The organism is Paenibacillus sp. OSY-SE, from assembly GCF_000283315.1.
In the GTDB taxonomy this organism is placed as follows: Bacteria; Bacillota; Bacilli; order Paenibacillales; family Paenibacillaceae; genus Paenibacillus_B; species Paenibacillus_B profundus.
Window position 1 is genome coordinate 1 of sequence record NZ_ALKF01000123.1, and the last position, 17,414, is coordinate 17,414.

Genomic DNA, 17,414 nt, shown 5'->3' on the forward strand with positions numbered 1-17,414 from the left:
CGGTGTCCAGTATTTAGTCTAGTATCAAGATTGTAGAAGAAAGTGATGAGAGATACAAATGCTATGGCTTGAAAAATACCATACAAATATTTAAGCAATTCATAAAGGATGAAGATTTAGATGATGTTCGAATATATATATCCACTAATACTGAGTTAGATATGATTGCTAGTAAAGTAGAATCGTACATAAATTGGTTTACGGAGTGTGAGACTGTTTTTCGGAACTATTATGAAAACGAACTTCGTGAACAGGTACATAAGGATTGGTTTAAAGAAATTGAAGTATATAGTGTAGATATAACATTTAATAGCAAAGAAGATTACGGAGCAACAATAGCTTGCGGAGACAGTGTATTACAAGATCACATATTGAATATTGATTTTGATAGAGAACAAATCGAAGCAATCAACTTAAATGGATAAGATCTAGAATTAACTGTTTATGCTCCGAAGCTCGATCCATTGTAACTAGGAGGTAGGCTCTTGGGATCGTAGATACAAGAACGTTATAAGAAATTTCAAGAACAGGCCGTAAGTCAATCGGTTTTCCGATGACTTTCGGCTTTCATGTTATCCGTAAATGTGAACATTGAATAAAGTATTCGTTAATATAATAATGAATAGATATTCAGCATTTTTGTAAGCGTTTAACTACTTGTAACGGATTTTATTGAAAAAATAACCAAAAGTATGGAGGGGGATCCCGTATGAAGCTTTTGGCCGCAGTAACCATTCCGAGCGTCAAACGGCGCAAGAAACGCTGGCCGCGCGTTACCGGAATCATTGTTTTAGTTTTAGTGCTTTTACTTGCCTGCACAGGGGGATACGTATATTGGTTCGTGGATAAAAGTCTGCCTGTCGTTCAGGGGAAACTCAACATTTCTGGACTGGAAAAGGAAGTTACGGTATGGAGAGATGCTTCTGGCGTTCCACATATCGAGGCGCAAAACGAACATGATCTCTACATGGCTCAAGGCTATGTAACGGCGCAGGACCGCATGTTCCAGATGGATTTGAGCCGCAGGCAGGCTTCCGGGCAGCTTAGTGAAGTGGTGGGGGCTAAGGCTATCGACCGCGACAAATTTTTCCGTGCGTTCAGTTTGCGGCGGGCGGCAGAGGTTTCTCTTGAAGCTTACTCGAAAGAGTCCAGACAGGTGCTGCAATGGTATGCGGATGGCGTCAACAATTACATTGCACATGCCAAAGCTACCAGGTCGCTGCCGGTCGAATTTGCGATATTGGGATATGAACCCGCGGAATGGCAGCCGGTGGATTCCTTGACGATCGGCAAATACATGGCCTATGATCTGGCAGGCAACTGGGAGGGGCAGGCTTTCAGATATGCCATGGCGCAGAAGCTGTCCTCCGAGAAATTTCAGTCGCTTATGCCAACCTATCCGAAGGATGGGGCAATGATCATTCAGGCGCTGACAGAACATCCGGTCGATCTGACGGCATTGGCTGCCACTGCGGTTCCGCGGGATCCGTTTAACGGCAGCAACAACTGGGTCGTATCGGGAGAGAAATCGGCATCCGGCAAGCCGATGCTGGCCAATGACCCGCATCTGGGCCTAAGTACACCGTCCATCTGGTATGAGACGCATCTCTCGTCACCGGAGCTGAACGTGAGCGGGGTGATTTTTGCGGGCGTTTCGGGGATCATTCTTGGGCATAACGACCTGATAGCCTGGGGGGTGACGAATCTGAATCCGGACGTGCAGGATCTCTATATTGAAAAAAGAAACCCGGACAATCCGCATCAATTCGAATATATGGGCAAATGGGAAGATGCCAAGGTTTATAAAGAGGAAATTAAGGTAAAAGGCGAGGCACCGGTGCCGTATGAAGTTCTTGTGACCCGGCATGGGCCGATTATCTCTGAATTCGCGCATGACCAGCGGCAGGAAACGGCGCTTGCGATGAAATGGACCGCCCTGAATGCAACGACAGAGCTCGAAGCGGTTCAGATGTTCGCGAAAGCGCGGAACTGGGAGGATTTCAAGCAGGCGTTGACACATTTTGAAGCACCTGCTCAAAATTTTGTTTTTGCTTCTACGGACGGCACGATTGCATACCGTGGGAACGGCCTGATTCCAATTCGAAAAAAAGGCGACGGTTCGGTTCCGGTACCGGGCTGGACCGATGAATATGAGTGGACGGGATATATCCCATGGGATGAACTGCCCACATCCGTGAACCCGAAGGAAGGGTTTATCGCTACGGCGAACAATAAAGTGATCGGCGACAGCTATCCGTATCATCTGACGGACGTCTGGTCTCAGCCATACCGCGAAGCGCGTATCCAACAGGTGCTGTCTGCCAAGGATAAGCTGAACGTAGAGGATATGAAAAAACTTCAACTTGACAGCCATAACCTTCAGGCGGAAGAGTTTTTGGATGAGCTGATTGCCAAGATCAAAGAATCGCCGGATTTGCGGCAGATCGACCGCGACGCGCTTTCGCTTTTACAAGGCTGGAATAAAGTAAATGATCCGGAACAGGCTGCTCCGCTTGTCTATGAGCTGTGGATGCAGAGTTTTGATGATGTGCTGTTCAAACCCGAAATCAATGCTGACTTGATGGATCTGTTTAACAATAAGTCCGTCGTTAAGGATGAAATGCTCCGCAGGGCGCTTCAGGGCGTGCGGGAGCCATGGATCGACGAAAAAGGCGGAATCGAAAAGGCGGCGCTGCAGGCATTTCAGCTGGCTGTGGATCAGGCTGCTTCGCTGCAGGGCAAACATCCGGACAACTGGCGATGGGGCAAGTTCCATCAGGTGGATTTTGCGCATCCTCTTGGTGCTGTGAAGCCGTTGGATCTGATTTTTAACGCCAATTCTGTCCCCATGGGCGGCGGCCGTGTCACCGTCGGGGCTGCAGGTTGGAACACAGAGAGCGGCGAAGTCATCCATGGGGCACCGTGGCGAACGGTCATCGATATGTCCGATCCGACCCGCTCGTTGAATGTGGTGGGACCCGGCCAATCCGGACATGTGCTGAGCAAGTGGTACCATGACCAGGTGAATGACTGGACTACCGGACAATACCACATCACGAGTAACGTACCGAATGATTACCGAAATGGAGGAAATGAGCTGAAATTAGTTCCGGAATGAGAGAAAGATACGATAGATTCTCTTAGGCAACACACGACCCAGTCTAAGATAGAGCTATCTAAGGCTGAGTCGTGTGACGAATACAATAATACATGAAAAAACCGGCCTTTCGGCCGGCCGCGATCTCGCGGAAAAGGTACTGAGGTTTTCAGATGGACATCTTCTGCAAATGCGCTTCAAGTCGGTCAAGATTTTCCTCGGTGTGTGAAGATGCGATTTTCTTGATGGCGTTGAATACGGCTTCGTCTTCGAAAAGCTGGCGCAAAGTTAGTCTGGTTGTGCCGCCTAGATCCTCGAAGGTTGCCGTGAGTTGAAAATGGGGCTCACATACGTGCCGCAGCACGATCCGTTCTGGCCCGATTTCGACAAATTCGTTTTTATTGGGATACTCGACTCCGTTCGGTCCGTGCATCACAAACTCCCATATCCCTCCCGGACGTAAATCAAATTCGTGAAAAGTGTTCGTGAACCCGTTCGGACCCCACCACTGTGCCAAATGCTCGGGTTTTGTCCAGGCTTCATAAACGAGAGCAGGGGATGCATTTATCACCCTCGTTGTTACCAATTCGTATTCTTCTGCAGCGCTGATTTCGTTGTTTGCCGCACGGTTTTCCGTCATGCCCGTTCCTCCCTCGCATGTTAAAGTAGGCTAGCCGATCTCCAACTGCACACCCAACTTGTCCAGCATCTCCTTGGTGCCGTGCTCACGCTGAGCCGGCGTATCGTGGCCGACCAGGAAGACGCCTTGCTCGGTAAAAATCAGCTTTGTTTCTTCATCCTCCGCCTTGAACTCGACGGTCGTTGCGGAAATGGAAATCCGCGTCTCATCCATATCCAAAGTATAGGTATAAACGATGCGCTCGTCCGGTACAATGTCGTGGTACCGGGCATCGAAGGTAAACACCGGTCCGCCGGGAGGCCCTCCTTGACTGCTTTCTCCACCGCCGACACGGAAGTCAATTCGTCGGCATCCTTGTCGAGGAGGTCGCCCAACAGGTCTAGGCGATGCTCCCAATTCATCCAACGTTCGAGGATCATTTTTTCTTGGCTCTTTTTCATCATTTCTAATAATTTTGTAAAATCTTCGACCGTCACTGGTTGTTTCAAAAGCATCAGGTCGGAAACGGATTCCAATTCGGCCAAAAGCTTTTGTTGCATCCGGATCGTTTCTTTCAGACGGGCGATTTGCAGCGGACTAAAGTGACCGCCGGTTACTACGGACTTAATTTCCTCAAGCGATAAGCCGAGCTCTTTTAACGACAAAATTTGCTGCAATCTCGACAGGTCGGCCTCGTTATACAGCCTGTGCCCCGAATCGGAATACGCCGAAGGAGAAAACAAGCCAATCTGATCGTAAAATCTCAATGTTCGTAACGTGATAAACACATTAAATGACTGCGGGATTAAAGACGCTGAAATAATTTCTGCTTTTAGTGGACTAGAATGGGAGATGGATGAGGATGGCTCTATTTATGTGAGTGAGGGAGAAGTAACAAAAGAACTTATGATCGCTGGTCAACTTATACACATTCGCCCTTTTGTAATGGGCTGGACTTCAAAAAGCTATAAAGAATTGCAGAATCTTGGCTTGAAGTTAGCCTTCTCCTTTGGACAGAGGAGATTGTACAATGTCATTTCGATTACGTATTAAGAGAAGAACATAGATCAGTGATTTGGAAGTTAATGAATGCATTCTCAGATTTCCCTATTCAAGCTGGTGTGTATTTTACTAATGAAGCAACGGATGGTTGTCCTTGGGAAGCCTTAATGCAGAACGACTTGGATAATATTTGGATGTTTGATGCTGCAATAATTAATAAAGGCAATATGGAATATTACCAAGTTATTGATGAGAACGCTTGTACGCAAGTGTGAATAAAGGTAAAATATAACTACAATTGAATCTTGGGGGGGCATGGTTTCTCTTCGAGAGGAGGTGAAGCCATGGAAGTGAAAGATGCATTAACGATCATGTTCCTCTTTGGAACGTTCATTCTTGCTCTTTTAACATACATCAATAATAACAACAAGAAAAAGTAAAAACCCACCCAAAGGTTGAGGCCAGAGGTGGGTTTTGTTCCTATACGACTTAGAAGGGAATAAACCATCCAAGCCAATTGTACTGACCAGGTGTTCGCAGCACTTGGTCTTTATTACATATATAATAACACAATGAAAAAAATGTATCAAAGCGTGCCCTCAGATCCACATACTAACGTTCACTTAGGTCAGTGAGGGTTCGTGAATCTCGGGTTCATGGATACATGTAAAAGTTCTGAAAACAATAATTGGAGGTCGAAGTCATAGTAGCACCAACATTTATTGATAACATTTTTTCACCTTTAGTTTCATATACAGAAGGAGCAAAAGAGAAGTTTGGGGCTTCAGCAGCGTCTATTGTGATCATTCAAGACAACAAAATATTAACAGAATGGTATTCTGGAACGCATCATTTTAAGAATGGATCACTCGTAGTAACACTTGATTCAATGTTTAACTTGTATTCCCTAAGAAAGACATATGTCGGACTCGCTACAGCAATTGCTGTTGTAGAAAGTGAATTGTCTGTTGACCGTAAAGTTTCTGATGTGTTCACAAACAGGCCTGAATACGAGTTGGGCAATACCACAATAAGAGATTTAGCAACCAAATCAGGTGCGAAATATTTTGGGCCAAATCGTATTGAACGCGAGGAAGTAGCGCGTGACCTCATCAAAGAACTTACCGAATTTAATATTGCTCAACTAATTACAGAACGAGTATTGAAACCTATGAAGTTAACGAATAGGGAGTGGATTTCGGTACCTAAAGAAAATTTAGTTTGTGATTTTCAAGCTGCGGACGGCTATGCATATGTTCGAATTGAGTCCAATGAAGGTCATGAAAGAAATCTGTATTCAAGTGCGAGAGACCTGGCGCAGTGGGGGAATTTACATCTGAATAGAGGTTTGATCAATCATAGTCAGTTAGTACCTGTTGAAGTATTTACGCTCATTGAACAATTGCGAATTGACACGGAAGATCAGAATCGGATTTTTGGATGGTACTATCAGGATAAGTGCTATTATGTATCAGGTGCAGCAGGTTGTCACTGTGTAATTGTGCCGCAGTTTAATGCGGTAGCAGTTCGAATGTTCAATAAATATACAGAAGATTACACGGAAGATCAGAATTCTTTTAATGAAATATTTTATAACTGCCTTCAAGGAAAATGATATTGTGCGCATTATTAGAATCCACATATGATTGGGGAAAGGAATCAATACACGGACTTCAATTCTATGATAAACCTGATAATCCATGGAAGAGATGTGCTCAAATCATGTATATGGGAAAGATTTATGAATAGTCGATAAATTTGCAGCAGTCAAAGCTAGATTATTTATAGGAGGTTACGTATCAAAATGACAGGTACATTTATGCCTTTGATTAAGAAACATAAATTCAATATATTTATTTTGCTTATGTCATTGTAAGTGACAATATATATGTTGCTCTTTCTTCTTCCTTATGCTGATCAGAATAAATTTTTTTCTGTAAATGGAATGCCAGGAAGCGAGAAAGTTATGGAATACAAGCTCCTTATGTTTTTTGGCCCTTAGTAAAATGGGCTTTGGAATGATAGGGATCGTGGTAGAGACAATTATTCTTCCCCTAGTCGCTCTTCCATTAAGCTTTCTTATCGGTACAAAAAAGGACGAACGATATGTAAATAAACATAAAGAAGTTTGATGAATATACAGTTTGTCTAAGGAAAGTGTTGATTATTGAAGTGAATACATAATTGAACTAAGAAATCCATGCAATTATATAATACATCAAAGGGTGTGAATCATTTGCAGAAAATTCGAAGAACAAAAGAAATAGAGGGCATAACTGTACCCGGGATTATAAATAATGGTGGTCATTATTTTTATATCAATGTTGACGTTTATGAAGATGGCATGTCAAATTGCTGGGAGCTTGTAGATTTGAATGGACTTAAAAATAAGCTCAGGTCTAATTGGTTAAACCCATCAATTCCAGAAAACGAAAGTCTGTCTATACATGGTTTAGGGATGTATACCGTTCAAGAAGCTGAATGGAAATTTGATAAGCCTAAATACTACAAACATATAAGAAACAAAGTAAAAACTCTTAACCCTAACTTTGAAAATATCTATGAAATCACTTCTTGGCAAAAACAATTGGCAAAGAAAAGACAAATTATGTACATGCCTAGAGCTACTAATTATTATGTTGAGCGTGAAATGTTTTATGAAACAATAGATGGCGATGCATTCTCCATCTTCATGAAATATGAAGATAAAAATTATTTAGTAAATCTAGTTGTTTATAAGAATGGGTTAGTTGTTTGCTATTTCCAGGCGAATGAACTTACCTTTCGGTTTGAGGAGATTTCTGAACTCTTTGCAAATGGAACGTTCTTTACAAGCTTTAATGAACCAACAAAAATCATTTTATCTGATCTTGGTGAAGTAACATTTTCACAAGTCGCCTATTCAACAGATATTAAAGATAAATATGTCGAGTTGGTCGATATTTATAAAAAACTTAAAGGCGAGAAGACGTCTTTAGAAGAGTGTAAAGAAGCATATTATCAGTATCTAGAAGATCCGATTGAGTTTTATCGACAAAATCTAAAAGTAAAATATGAACTTGTTCCCGAACATGAAAGAATGTTCTTAGGCGATATGGATAGTAAAGATTGGGATTATCAGAGAATAATCTACAGACCCGACGAAAAGCGTGAAGTTTAAGTGAAACGAAGGGCGGTAATGTATGAACTCGCTAACAAAAGAAACGGTAGATGAATTATTGGCAGCAATGGACACTTATAAAGCTATTGCGCAAGAACTCATTGACAAATTAATATTGGAAACTGACCAGCCTGAAAAATCTGAGATTATTAAAGGAGATTACTACTTAATTTCAAATGCAGAATTACTAAACGGTAATGAATATTTAACCGGTAATTGGTACTTTGATGTTCATGGAGAGCATTGCATGTTTGAAAATGTAGAAACTGGACAACAATTGGAAGTTTCTCTCGGGAACATAGACGATGTTGGAAATGTTGATCCCTACTTTTTTTACAACTTCTTGAAATCAACTGATCATTTTAAACACTTAATTCAATATTTCAAAAATCCATTTGATGATATGTTGAATCTTTTTGAAATATTAGCAAAGCGAAAAGTGCTTATACATATTCATGGTGTTGTATACAGAAAGATTTTTTAGAATGAAAAATAATTTTGCTTAAAAAATAACTTTGCTATATGACAATATTAGTAGTTGTCTCACATATCTGCATATTCTTTATGATTGAGAAAGGAGTTAAAGTATTCAAGTAGATATACATAATTTTAGGGGGGGATGTAGTTTGACCGAAAGATTACATTTAGAACGTGTTGGAGTAGAAGATCCTATAGATGAAAGCAGTATGTCTGGGTTTGGGTTGCTTGCTTTGTTCCAATGCCATGTTGAATATCACTTTAGTACTGAGGACATGAGTGTGGAAGAAGCAGAAATATATATTCAAAACGTACTTAATCATTTGCCGGATGAAACGATTAATGAGATTTGTAACAAAGCATGCGAGTGGAAAAATCTTAAAATGTCCAGTGATACGGCTGACTATCCTAGTGGCTTAGCCGAGACTTATGGTAGAGATATTTTGGCCTTTATGTCGGTTGGGGATGTTGAGCTATATCGAAATCCTTACGACCAAAATGATCATACATTCGGAGCGATTCTGAGTGGGGGGACAGAATGGGATTCTGAAAATGGGATGGAGATTGTTATACGAGGCAGTGAGGTTCTTGAGGTGCGTGATTATTTAGGTTACGGCAAATTTGCAATATGGAATGAATCCGACGGAAATGAATCATAAGTCACTAGCCGCGGCAATAACAGATTTTTTTGTGAAGCGACCTGCATATAACTCCTTATTCAATAGCAGGACTATCGCCTTTTTATTGTTAGATGTATAATAATGGAATAAGGTCGCACTATAAACGCCTCAGCCTAGATAAAAGAGATCTTAGGTTGGGGCGTTTCGTGCATACAAAACTATAAGTCTTTATCATAGATATCCAACAGAGTGGGTTTAACAAGGCCTATGGATTTATGGGGACTCTTATTATTCTGAAAGACATTTTTTAAACATAAAATGAATGATGACTTTGTAAGGAAGAGCCGCAAAATACAATGAAAGGGAGGTTTCTTATGGAGCTTCAAGAAATCAAGCAAAAATTAATAGAGACTAGAGTCGAATTACTTGGAATTCTTGATGGATTGACTGGAGAGCAATTAAATAAACGGAAAGATGAAAGCAGCTGGAGTATTGCCCAGATATGCCAGCACTTAAGTAAGACGGAAGAATTATATGTGTTGGCAATACGGACAGGTTTGCAGAGCAAAGAGGAATCTTTGGTTGGAAATAAATCATTAGACTTTCTCCTTGATCGAAGCCAAAAGATTGACGCATCTGAAATTGCTAAACCAACGGATGAATATTTACAGTATCAAGCGATCATTGAGAGACTAAATCATTCAAGGCAGCAGTTGCTTGAGTTATTAAATACAATAGAAGACCCGTCAGTGCTGAGTAAAAGACATTTTAAACACCCGGTCTTCAAAGAGATGTTATTAATTGAATGGGTTCAATCCATATACATGCATGAACAAAGACATATCAAACAAATTCATGAAATGATAGATGGATTTAAGTAAGGATTTGCCGGATGTGTAATTGTAGAAGGGATTTAGTTGCTTCGAAGCACCAGCCTAAGATAATGCTATCTAAGGCTGTTTTTTTTTATGAATGGCATAGCTCCTAGCCACTTGGGTTCGAAGTTCGAAGTGTATCAGCATTGCACGTTATCGATTATTCCCAAATTAAGCAAGGTAAAAAAGCAATTGGAGTTATAGGAGCGTTTTATAGTAAAGTAAATGTAACCTAGGAATAGTGAGGACATGAAGATGACGAAGAAGTTATATTACGAATCCGCTTATATCCGAGAGTGGAATACACGAATCACTCGCAAATTGGAGCGGAAGGACGGAACATATCTGATATTAAATGAGACGGCCTTTTATCCACACGGCGGAGGGCAGCCCTGTGACCTGGGGTGGATCGATAAAATTCCGGTTCTTGATGTCGTTCTTGAGGAAGGGGAAATTCTGCATAAAGTCGAGCGTTTTTCTGAGCAGGAAGAGGTCGGCTGCCGATTGAATTGGGATAGAAGGTTCGACCATATGCAGCATCATAGCGGCCAGCATTTGCTGTCAGCCATGTGTCTGGAGGTATGCCAGGCGGAAACGCTTAGTTTTCACCTAGGTCAGGATTACGCCACCATTGATATTGCCCGACCTGATCTGCCTCTGGATCAGCTCATGATGCTGGAGTTGGAGGTAAATGATCAGATTTACCTTAATCGCAAGGTAACGAATTATGTTGTGAACCAGGAGCAAGCTGCCGTCCTGCCGCTAGTGAAGCAGCCAAAGGTAACCGACGATATCCGGATCGTTGAAATCGAAGATATCGAGTATAACGCCTGCGGTGGCACACATGTCTCGGCAACGGGTGAAATCGGAATGATCAAACTGCTGAGAGTAGAGAAGCAGAAGGGGAATATGCGTATCTATTTTAAATGTGGATATCGTGCGTTGAACGAATTTAATGCCGGAATGGAGATCCTCGGCAGTCTATCGGCCCGGTTCAATACGGCAAAGGAAGAGATTCTGGATCGGATTGAAAAATGGGATCAAGAGCAGAAGCAGCTCCAGGCTGAATTGAACGCGGTGAAGGCTGAGAATGACGCTTACTTGGCTGGGAAGCTATTGGCAGATTGTCAGGGCAGCCTAATTAAGCACGTATTTATGGATAAGTCACTGAAGGATATGCAGAACTTGGCGGTAAAGCTCACCGACCAAGCTGATCTGGTCGTGCTCTTCGTGTCCAATGCAGACCATAAGGTGCTGCTCGCCCAAGGAGGAGAGGGTGGACTAGCCTGCGGTGCGTTCTTCAAACAGCATTTGGGCGATTATCGCGGCAAAGGCGGAGGCAGCGACAAGATGGCACAGGCCGGTTTTGCCACCAGAGAGGATGCCGAGGCGTTTTACCATTTTACAGCGCAGTCATTACAAGGGGAATAGATTTGATCTTTTCTTTTTTAGAAAGAGTTCATATCGTGATTTCTTCCACTTCGTATCAGAAAACGATTTTCTGTAAACAAATATTGATATATACCTAAACCATCATGAGTAAAAACGATAAAGAGGAAGCGAATATGACAAAGGGAATGAAAATGAATCCTAAGGTTGATATTTTTTTAAGTAAGACGAATAAATGGCAGGAAGAAACGGAGAAGTTGAGATCGATCATACTTGACTGTCAGCTGACCGAAGAATTGAAGTGGGGGAAACCTTGTTACACGTCTGAGGGAAGTAACATCGTTATCATACAAGGATTTAAAGAATTCTGTGCGCTTATGTTTTTCAAAGGTGTGTTATTACATGATCCCAACGGCATTCTAGTCCAAATTGGGGAGAATACGCAGGCGGGCCGCCAGATTCGATTCACCAATGTTCAAGAAATCGTTGAGATGGATACCATCTTGAAAGCCTATATTCATGAAGCCATTGAAGTGGAAAAAGCCGGTTTGAAAGTGGAATTTAAAAAGAGTACGGATCTCATACTTCCTGAAGAATTTCAAAACAAATTAGATGAAAATCCCGCCTTGAAAACGGCTTTTGAAGCATTAACGCCGGGACGGCAAAGAGCATATGTGATGCATTTCTCTGCACCCAAACAATCCAAAACTCGGGAGTCAAGGGTTGAAAAATGTGTACAGCAAATCCTCAATGGAAAAGGCTTAAATGATCGGTAAACGCGATGAGAAATAAATGAATCAAATTGATAAGTAAGAGCCACATTGCCCTCTAGCTTTGCCTCGGACGATAACAGCGACTATACGGAAAGCTTGTTGCACTTTGGTTACCCAAATTGACTTCGCAACTTCGTATAGTCGCAAACGTGAATCGAAAAAGGTTGAACGATAACGCCTTTTATATCCCCCTCATCACGATTCCTATCAATCCCATCTTGGAGCACGAGTATGATGATCCGTTTAGATAACGTAAGTTTACCTTCATGTAAGCAATTTTAGCGGCTCGATCCCAGGAGCTGGATTACTTGGCCTGTATCGGCGTTAATCTTCACCGCAAGATCGTGGAAGTCCTCGCTGTAGCCGTCCATCCAGTTCACTAGATCTTCTGAGTAGAACCAGAACGAGAGGGTGCGGGAATCGGGCTGTTGTACCGGACGATACTCATGGCAGCCGATGTAACAATTGCTGAGATCCAGATCCAACACATCCGCCTTCGCCTGAGCCGCTTCGATGGCCTTTATCAGATGAACGGTATAGGCACGATCTGCCTTTAGGTGGAGGAGGTGTCTCTTTTTCTATGTAAGATGATATTTCCAATATTGCACACTGTCAGTATACTTAAAAGAGAGAAAGATAGAGAAAGATTCCAAATGTTACATCAAGCAAAAAGTATGAGATCTCTACGAAAGGCCTGAGCAGTGGTTATTCCCTAGCCAGGATAAAAAACTGCATATGACGGAACGAACGGTTCAGATGGTATTCGGACAAGCAAAGGAAAGAGCAGTGATACCAAAGCCTGTAACCGTCCATTCGCTTCGTTACTCTTTTGCTACGCATTTGCTGGAAGCAGGTACGGATTTACGAGGACATTCAAGAGCTTCTTGGTCATCAGGGCTCTCGAACAACAGAACGTTACACGCATGTCAACAACGATTGAGTCCGACGCATTATGAGCCCGCTCGATCGGATAATAAGTGATATGGAGGACGGAGAAAAAGAGATGTAAGAGGCTAGTTCGCCCTTGATGCAGGTAGGTTTCGTATAATCCCGCAATTTTGTAGGTATTCGCGAAGTTCGTAGATATCACCTTATATAGGGTGCTTGCACAAAAAAGACGTTATCTGAAATAATGCCCCTAAAACATTGTAAGGAAATACATTCGCAACGTCCTGTTGCTTGATGAAACATATGAAAGATAAAATTTAAAATTATGGCGATGATTACTTAGCGGACAGGATAGTCAAAAAACATGGAGGAGTTAATGAAGACAAAAATTGCTGTCATACTTTCAATAGTTACTGTTGTTATAGGAATATTCTTAATTTGGTACTTTACACCCAAGAAGTATTCAGAGACATTAGATGGAGTTTATTATCAATTAGGGACGGAAGGAATAATCGAGCATATAAAAGTACACATTGATGGTAAGTTGGAGAATCATATCAATGGCAATAAAACCTTTCATGGCTTAATTGACATTAAGGGAGATAAAATTCCTAATATTCCAAAAGATAGAGCTGAATTAGAGTTACATTACGACGGTCATAATTTCACCACGATATTCTCCCCTTTCCGAAAGTTAAACGGAGCTCTTAAAGGCAGAATCAGACCTGATATTTATCAATACGGTTGGATGTACACAAATGATAAATTCACTGATTTTACAATAAAATTAACTATGAATGGTTCATTAACTTTATCAGACGGGTACATGATAACATTTCCTGCGAATGACAGAGAAGAAGCAATGAAAAAGTCCCAGAAGCTAATTAAGGAGTTTGAACAACAATAGGAATTAATCGAACGGATCATTAGCTGCTACCTAATTTTGATATCTTTGATATGGATATTATTAATAATGTTGATTGGCAAATTGCCAAAGCTAATTGGTTGAGAATTGCATATAGCATTTCATTAAGTGGCCGAGGGACGGTTCTTTGTGGAACGATGATCCCCGAGAACATTGAATTAGCAGATCATAAAGATAAGTTTGATAGAATTCTTTATATTAACTTGCATTGTGATGATTCTGCCCGTAAAGAAAGAATAAAGGCAAGAGGATGGGAAGAGAGAATAATTCAAAGATTGGATCTTGGAGAACTGGTAAGTACACGTAGTAGTAATTCAAGAGGACAGTTGCATTAGCTAACACCATATTCACACATCGGGCCATCCGGCCCTCGGTCCGCCCGGGACATTTCGAGGAAGCTGAATCAGGCGGACAACCCTGCGAACCTAACCGCATCGCGGCCGGCCCTTGCGGGCCTTAAGGTTCTCGGGTTCGTGAATACAAGAACGTTATACGATATATGACAAAGAAAGTAGGAAACCATATTGGAAGATTTAATCAAAGAACTGATTACATATTATTTTAATGAGGCAGTTGAAAACATTGAATCACTGCCATTCGGTCTTACTAATTACTCTCAAGTATTAACCGTTAACAATAATAAATATGTTGCAAGAATATATGACAACCACTCAAAAAATCTAGAGAAATTAAAATTCGAAATTGAATTAACGACATTCCTTGAACAAAATAATCTTCCATTTAAGCTTCCTGGGTTTTTAATTGCTAAGACAGGGGATAGATTTATCGAGCTATCAAATGGTCAATTTGGTTCAGTGGTACGTTTTATTGAAGGGGAAGTCCCTGACCTAACACAGGTATCAGATGTTAAGGAATATGGAAAAACCGTTGGTGAAATATCGGTTGCATTTAAGAAATTCAAAAGTGACGTATTAATGCAAGAAATTAAGTTTTATAAAATATACAATCTTCATCAATTATCTAACGAAAGATCTGTAAAACGTTTTATTGATCAGCCACCTTTTGAGATTGAAAGTAACCAATTATCTATATTAATAGATTCATTACAAGCTGTTCAAAGAAATGAATCCATTATTGACAATTTACCAAAGCAAATTGTTCATCATGATATTTTAATTTTTAATTTGCTTATTGATAATCAAACAAGGAAGATGAGTGGGGTATTAGATTTTGATTTTGCTTCATATGATGTTCGAGCATTAGAATTAGCTATTTGTATAAATCATCTTCTTCAATTTGACAATGATTCACTTGCAAATCTGAAGTTATTCTTGGATGAATATTCTCAATATATGACATTGACAGAAGAAGAAATTAAATGGATTCCTTTTTTAATGCAGATGTACTATGTATCATTAATATGTATTTACATAGGTCAATATTATTCAGGACGGGAGATAGAAGAATACTTTCGGTTCATACTTAATCAATTAGTTATTAGAAAGCAATGGATAGAACAGAATGAATATGAATTTATTGAAACGTTAAGATTAAGGCTTAATTGATTTTGGATAACTCAAAGAAGTATCATACATCGTATAACAATATGTTCCAGCTTCACGGCTGTCGCCGCTTGGTCTGCCAGAGGCATTTCAAGGAAGCGGATTCAGGCAGACACATCGATTCCCCTAAGATAAGAGCTATCTAAGGGGAATCAACGTCAGGAACACGACAATGTTATATGAAAGATCGGCCCCAAAACACATTTTGTAAACAGATCATTTGTCCCACCATGGGACTGAAGAAAAAAAATAAGATAATTATACTCAATTAACGGGCAGGTGGAATAATATGGACAAGAGGATTAAGCAGCTATTCACTCAAGATATATTGAGACAAGCCGCAGAACATTATGGTATACACGAAGACTCAATGATCGAATTAAATGGATTTCAAAACTTCGTTTATTCTGGTTTGGTCGGAGATCGTGAAGTTATTCTAAGAATTGCCCATATCACACATCGGAATGAAATATTAACGAAAGCGGAATTAGACTTTATCATGTTTTTGGCGGAGTCCGGTTTAAAAGTATCCAGACCGATTCAGTCTTTAACGGGGGATCATCTTCATACAATTGATACTTCTTTTGTTGTGACAGCTTTTGAAAAAGTCCCTGGTAGAAATGCAAAAATTGCTGAGGAGAGCAATACTTTTTATGAGAATATAGGTCAATTTGTTGGAAAAATACATAAGCTTTCACTTCATTATACCCCCCAACGTATGCGCTATGAATGGAATGACAACGCTTTATTAGCTTCTTTTAAAAACTACTGTCCGTCAGAATTAAATGACAGTTTTGACCGTTTAATTAGGGAAGTTAGCGCTCTTTCCAAGGATACAGATACATATGGCCTCATTCATGGAGATGTCAGCTGCGGTAATTATCTAAATGACGGGGATAAAGCCCATATTATCGACTTTGACGAGGCGGAATATAGCTGGTTTGTGTCCGATATTGCTACACCACTATTTTACGAAATTCCTATCCCGTGGGTTGTGGATGGAGAGGTAAGGAAGGAGATTACAAAGCGCTTTTTTTCCAACTTCTTAAACGGCTATTGTAAAGAAAATTCTATAAGTCAAGTATGGTTAAAGAAAATACCCTTATTTATCGATTTAAGACAAGCTAGAGTCTTATCCGCGTTATATAGAAGCAGAGATTTTAATGCTCCTGATTGGAGTGAATGGGATGAACAAGCTCGACGCTTCTATTATTTTAACTTACTGAATAATACACCATATATTGATTTGGACTTTTTACGTATATAAAATTGTTTATTCCGCTGTCGAGAAACGACAGTTAAATAGTCTAAATATTTCTAAGACGGCGCTGACATCCTATAACAATGTGTTCACGCTTCGGCAGACAAGCTGCCTCGGACCTGGAAGATAGACGAAGAAGTGATTGCCGGGACACATCCGCATCATCTAACCGCATCGCGGCCACTCACTAACGTTCGCTTAAAGTGGTGGGACGTCGTGAACACGGAAACGTTATAGGAAATCAACGCAAATAATTAAAAAAATCAAAACCTATTTAAATTAATTGTTAAATTAACTAACGGCTCGTTAATTGAAGGTGGTATGTTTTAATAATCTAAAAGGCAAAAATAGTAATAAAAAGGAGTCTGCGGAAGAATGAGTGTTTTTAAGAAATTAAGAAATGAATATGTAATTTGGCATGCAAATCGTGTTAAGTTTCCAAAATTTACACCAAGTATTATAGTCAGAAAAAACGTAGCTTTTTCTGGAAGGGTGCAAAAGGTAGGATTCCGCTTGGAGATATATTGTATTGCTCGAAGAATGAAATTAACTGGATGGGTGAGAAATTTAAAAGATGGAAGTGTGGAAGCAGAATTACAAGGGGAAGAGTCACATATTGATTTTCTGGTCAATTGCATGCGGTCATTGAAACGGGCGTCTGTAAAGAAAATGACTATAATTAATCTGTCTATTAGAGAGGGGGAAGAAAGCTTTACAATAGTGGAATAAAGTACATATAGTATAAGCGACTCTCCTAATTTCAATTTCGAACACTTGATTAATACTAACGGGAATTTAAGTTTGA

General features: G+C 40.6%; 20 protein-coding genes and 1 pseudogene. 17 read left to right on the top strand and 4 right to left on the bottom strand.

The genetic code is table 11. The annotated features are described in order from the left end of the window. Window positions 1-68: 68 nt before the first annotated feature. The gene (locus A372_RS0101680; protein WP_019419110.1) at window positions 69-425 is read left to right on the top strand and encodes a hypothetical protein; all 357 of its coding nucleotides are present in this window, start codon (window positions 69-71) and stop codon (window positions 423-425) included. Between the two features lie 284 nt (window positions 426-709). Further along, a complete protein-coding gene (locus tag A372_RS0101685; RefSeq protein ID WP_019419111.1) occupies window positions 710-3,118 on the top strand; it encodes a penicillin acylase family protein in 2,409 nt (802 codons plus the stop codon). A 148-nt stretch (window positions 3,119-3,266) separates the two neighbouring features. On the opposite strand, the gene A372_RS0101690 is transcribed toward A372_RS0101685, so the two are convergent. From A372_RS0101690 to A372_RS35875, 3 genes and pseudogenes are all read right to left on the bottom strand, one after another. Then, complete coding sequence (locus A372_RS0101690) at window positions 3,267-3,737, bottom strand: SRPBCC family protein (protein WP_019419112.1); 471 nt, start codon at window positions 3,735-3,737, stop codon at window positions 3,267-3,269. Between the two features lie 30 nt (window positions 3,738-3,767). Continuing rightward, entirely contained in the window at window positions 3,768-4,133 is a 366-nt protein-coding gene (locus A372_RS32945) for an SRPBCC domain-containing protein (RefSeq protein WP_237728470.1), read from the bottom strand. After that, window positions 4,088-4,540, bottom strand: a pseudogene (locus tag A372_RS35875) (MerR family transcriptional regulator); the annotation flags it as partial. The pseudogene A372_RS35875 and the gene A372_RS32945, both read right to left, overlap by 46 nt. A 246-nt stretch (window positions 4,541-4,786) precedes the next feature. Here A372_RS35875 and A372_RS0101705 point away from each other — a divergent pair. From A372_RS0101705 to A372_RS0101745, 9 genes are all read left to right on the top strand, one after another. Beyond that, window positions 4,787-4,993, top strand: coding sequence for a hypothetical protein (locus A372_RS0101705; protein ID WP_019419115.1), 207 nt, complete (start codon window positions 4,787-4,789; stop codon window positions 4,991-4,993). Window positions 4,994-5,062: 69 nt separating this feature from the next. Further along, window positions 5,063-5,158: a competence inhibitor ComI gene (comI, locus tag A372_RS38295; RefSeq protein ID WP_019419116.1), complete on the top strand. Its 96-nt coding sequence runs from the start codon at window positions 5,063-5,065 to the stop codon at window positions 5,156-5,158. A 248-nt stretch (window positions 5,159-5,406) separates the two neighbouring features. Next, window positions 5,407-6,333 (top strand): serine hydrolase domain-containing protein, encoded by a 927-nt coding sequence (locus A372_RS0101715; protein WP_237728471.1) that lies wholly within the window; start codon window positions 5,407-5,409, stop codon window positions 6,331-6,333. A gap of 621 nt (window positions 6,334-6,954) precedes the next feature. Beyond that, window positions 6,955-7,878 (top strand): DUF7638 domain-containing protein, encoded by a 924-nt coding sequence (locus A372_RS0101720; RefSeq protein ID WP_019419118.1) that lies wholly within the window; start codon window positions 6,955-6,957, stop codon window positions 7,876-7,878. 22 nt (window positions 7,879-7,900) lie between these two features. Next, entirely contained in the window at window positions 7,901-8,362 is a 462-nt protein-coding gene (locus tag A372_RS0101725) for a DUF6896 domain-containing protein (RefSeq protein ID WP_019419119.1), read from the top strand. 142 nt (window positions 8,363-8,504) lie between these two features. Continuing rightward, the gene (locus A372_RS0101730; RefSeq protein WP_019419120.1) at window positions 8,505-9,014 is read left to right on the top strand and encodes a DUF6985 domain-containing protein; all 510 of its coding nucleotides are present in this window, start codon (window positions 8,505-8,507) and stop codon (window positions 9,012-9,014) included. Window positions 9,015-9,349: 335 nt separating this feature from the next. Beyond that, a complete protein-coding gene (locus A372_RS0101735; protein WP_019419121.1) occupies window positions 9,350-9,856 on the top strand; it encodes a DinB family protein in 507 nt (168 codons plus the stop codon). Between the two features lie 249 nt (window positions 9,857-10,105). Beyond that, entirely contained in the window at window positions 10,106-11,281 is a 1,176-nt protein-coding gene (locus tag A372_RS0101740) for an alanyl-tRNA editing protein (protein ID WP_026010837.1), read from the top strand. A 134-nt stretch (window positions 11,282-11,415) separates the two neighbouring features. After that, window positions 11,416-12,015: a YdeI/OmpD-associated family protein gene (locus tag A372_RS0101745; RefSeq protein ID WP_019419123.1), complete on the top strand. Its 600-nt coding sequence runs from the start codon at window positions 11,416-11,418 to the stop codon at window positions 12,013-12,015. A gap of 275 nt (window positions 12,016-12,290) precedes the next feature. On the opposite strand, the gene A372_RS0101750 is transcribed toward A372_RS0101745, so the two are convergent. Continuing rightward, complete coding sequence (locus tag A372_RS0101750; RefSeq protein WP_019419124.1) at window positions 12,291-12,500, bottom strand: hypothetical protein; 210 nt, start codon at window positions 12,498-12,500, stop codon at window positions 12,291-12,293. Window positions 12,501-12,747: 247 nt separating this feature from the next. On the opposite strand from A372_RS0101750, the gene A372_RS35880 reads away from it, so the two are divergent. The 6 genes from A372_RS35880 to A372_RS32950 all read left to right on the top strand — a co-directional run bounded on the left by A372_RS35880 (window position 12,748) and on the right by A372_RS32950 (window position 17,338). Next, window positions 12,748-12,993, top strand: a complete 246-nt coding sequence (locus A372_RS35880; protein WP_237728472.1) for a tyrosine-type recombinase/integrase — start codon at window positions 12,748-12,750, stop codon at window positions 12,991-12,993. A 283-nt stretch (window positions 12,994-13,276) separates the two neighbouring features. Then, window positions 13,277-13,807 carry a hypothetical protein gene (locus A372_RS0101755; protein ID WP_019419125.1) on the top strand — a complete coding sequence of 177 codons (531 nt, stop codon included), beginning with the start codon at window positions 13,277-13,279 and terminating at the stop codon, window positions 13,805-13,807. 50 nt (window positions 13,808-13,857) lie between these two features. Then, a complete protein-coding gene (locus A372_RS35885) occupies window positions 13,858-14,160 on the top strand; it encodes an AAA family ATPase (protein ID WP_237728473.1) in 303 nt (100 codons plus the stop codon). 189 nt (window positions 14,161-14,349) lie between these two features. Then, window positions 14,350-15,351 (top strand): phosphotransferase, encoded by a 1,002-nt coding sequence (locus A372_RS0101760; protein WP_019419126.1) that lies wholly within the window; start codon window positions 14,350-14,352, stop codon window positions 15,349-15,351. A gap of 286 nt (window positions 15,352-15,637) precedes the next feature. Further along, window positions 15,638-16,615, top strand: a complete 978-nt coding sequence (locus A372_RS0101765; protein WP_019419127.1) for a phosphotransferase enzyme family protein — start codon at window positions 15,638-15,640, stop codon at window positions 16,613-16,615. A 369-nt stretch (window positions 16,616-16,984) separates the two neighbouring features. Next, window positions 16,985-17,338, top strand: coding sequence for an acylphosphatase (locus A372_RS32950; protein ID WP_019419128.1), 354 nt, complete (start codon window positions 16,985-16,987; stop codon window positions 17,336-17,338). The last annotated feature ends 76 nt before the right edge of the window (window positions 17,339-17,414 follow it).

Coding starts and splice junctions, on each gene's coding strand:
- A372_RS0101735 (WP_019419121.1), top strand. CDS start 9,350: ATGGAGCTTCAAGAAATCAAGCAAAAATTAATAGAGACTAGAGTCGAA.
- A372_RS0101685 (WP_019419111.1), top strand. CDS start 710: ATGAAGCTTTTGGCCGCAGTAACCATTCCGAGCGTCAAACGGCGCAAG.
- A372_RS35885 (WP_237728473.1), top strand. CDS start 13,858: ATGGATATTATTAATAATGTTGATTGGCAAATTGCCAAAGCTAATTGG.
- A372_RS35880 (WP_237728472.1), top strand. CDS start 12,748: ATGACGGAACGAACGGTTCAGATGGTATTCGGACAAGCAAAGGAAAGA.
- comI (WP_019419116.1), top strand. CDS start 5,063: ATGGAAGTGAAAGATGCATTAACGATCATGTTCCTCTTTGGAACGTTC.
- A372_RS0101755 (WP_019419125.1), top strand. CDS start 13,277: ATGAAGACAAAAATTGCTGTCATACTTTCAATAGTTACTGTTGTTATA.
- A372_RS0101745 (WP_019419123.1), top strand. CDS start 11,416: ATGACAAAGGGAATGAAAATGAATCCTAAGGTTGATATTTTTTTAAGT.
- A372_RS32950 (WP_019419128.1), top strand. CDS start 16,985: ATGAGTGTTTTTAAGAAATTAAGAAATGAATATGTAATTTGGCATGCA.
- A372_RS0101725 (WP_019419119.1), top strand. CDS start 7,901: ATGAACTCGCTAACAAAAGAAACGGTAGATGAATTATTGGCAGCAATG.
- A372_RS0101765 (WP_019419127.1), top strand. CDS start 15,638: ATGGACAAGAGGATTAAGCAGCTATTCACTCAAGATATATTGAGACAA.
- A372_RS0101690 (WP_019419112.1), bottom strand. CDS start 3,737: ATGACGGAAAACCGTGCGGCAAACAACGAAATCAGCGCTGCAGAAGAA.
- A372_RS0101740 (WP_026010837.1), top strand. CDS start 10,106: ATGACGAAGAAGTTATATTACGAATCCGCTTATATCCGAGAGTGGAAT.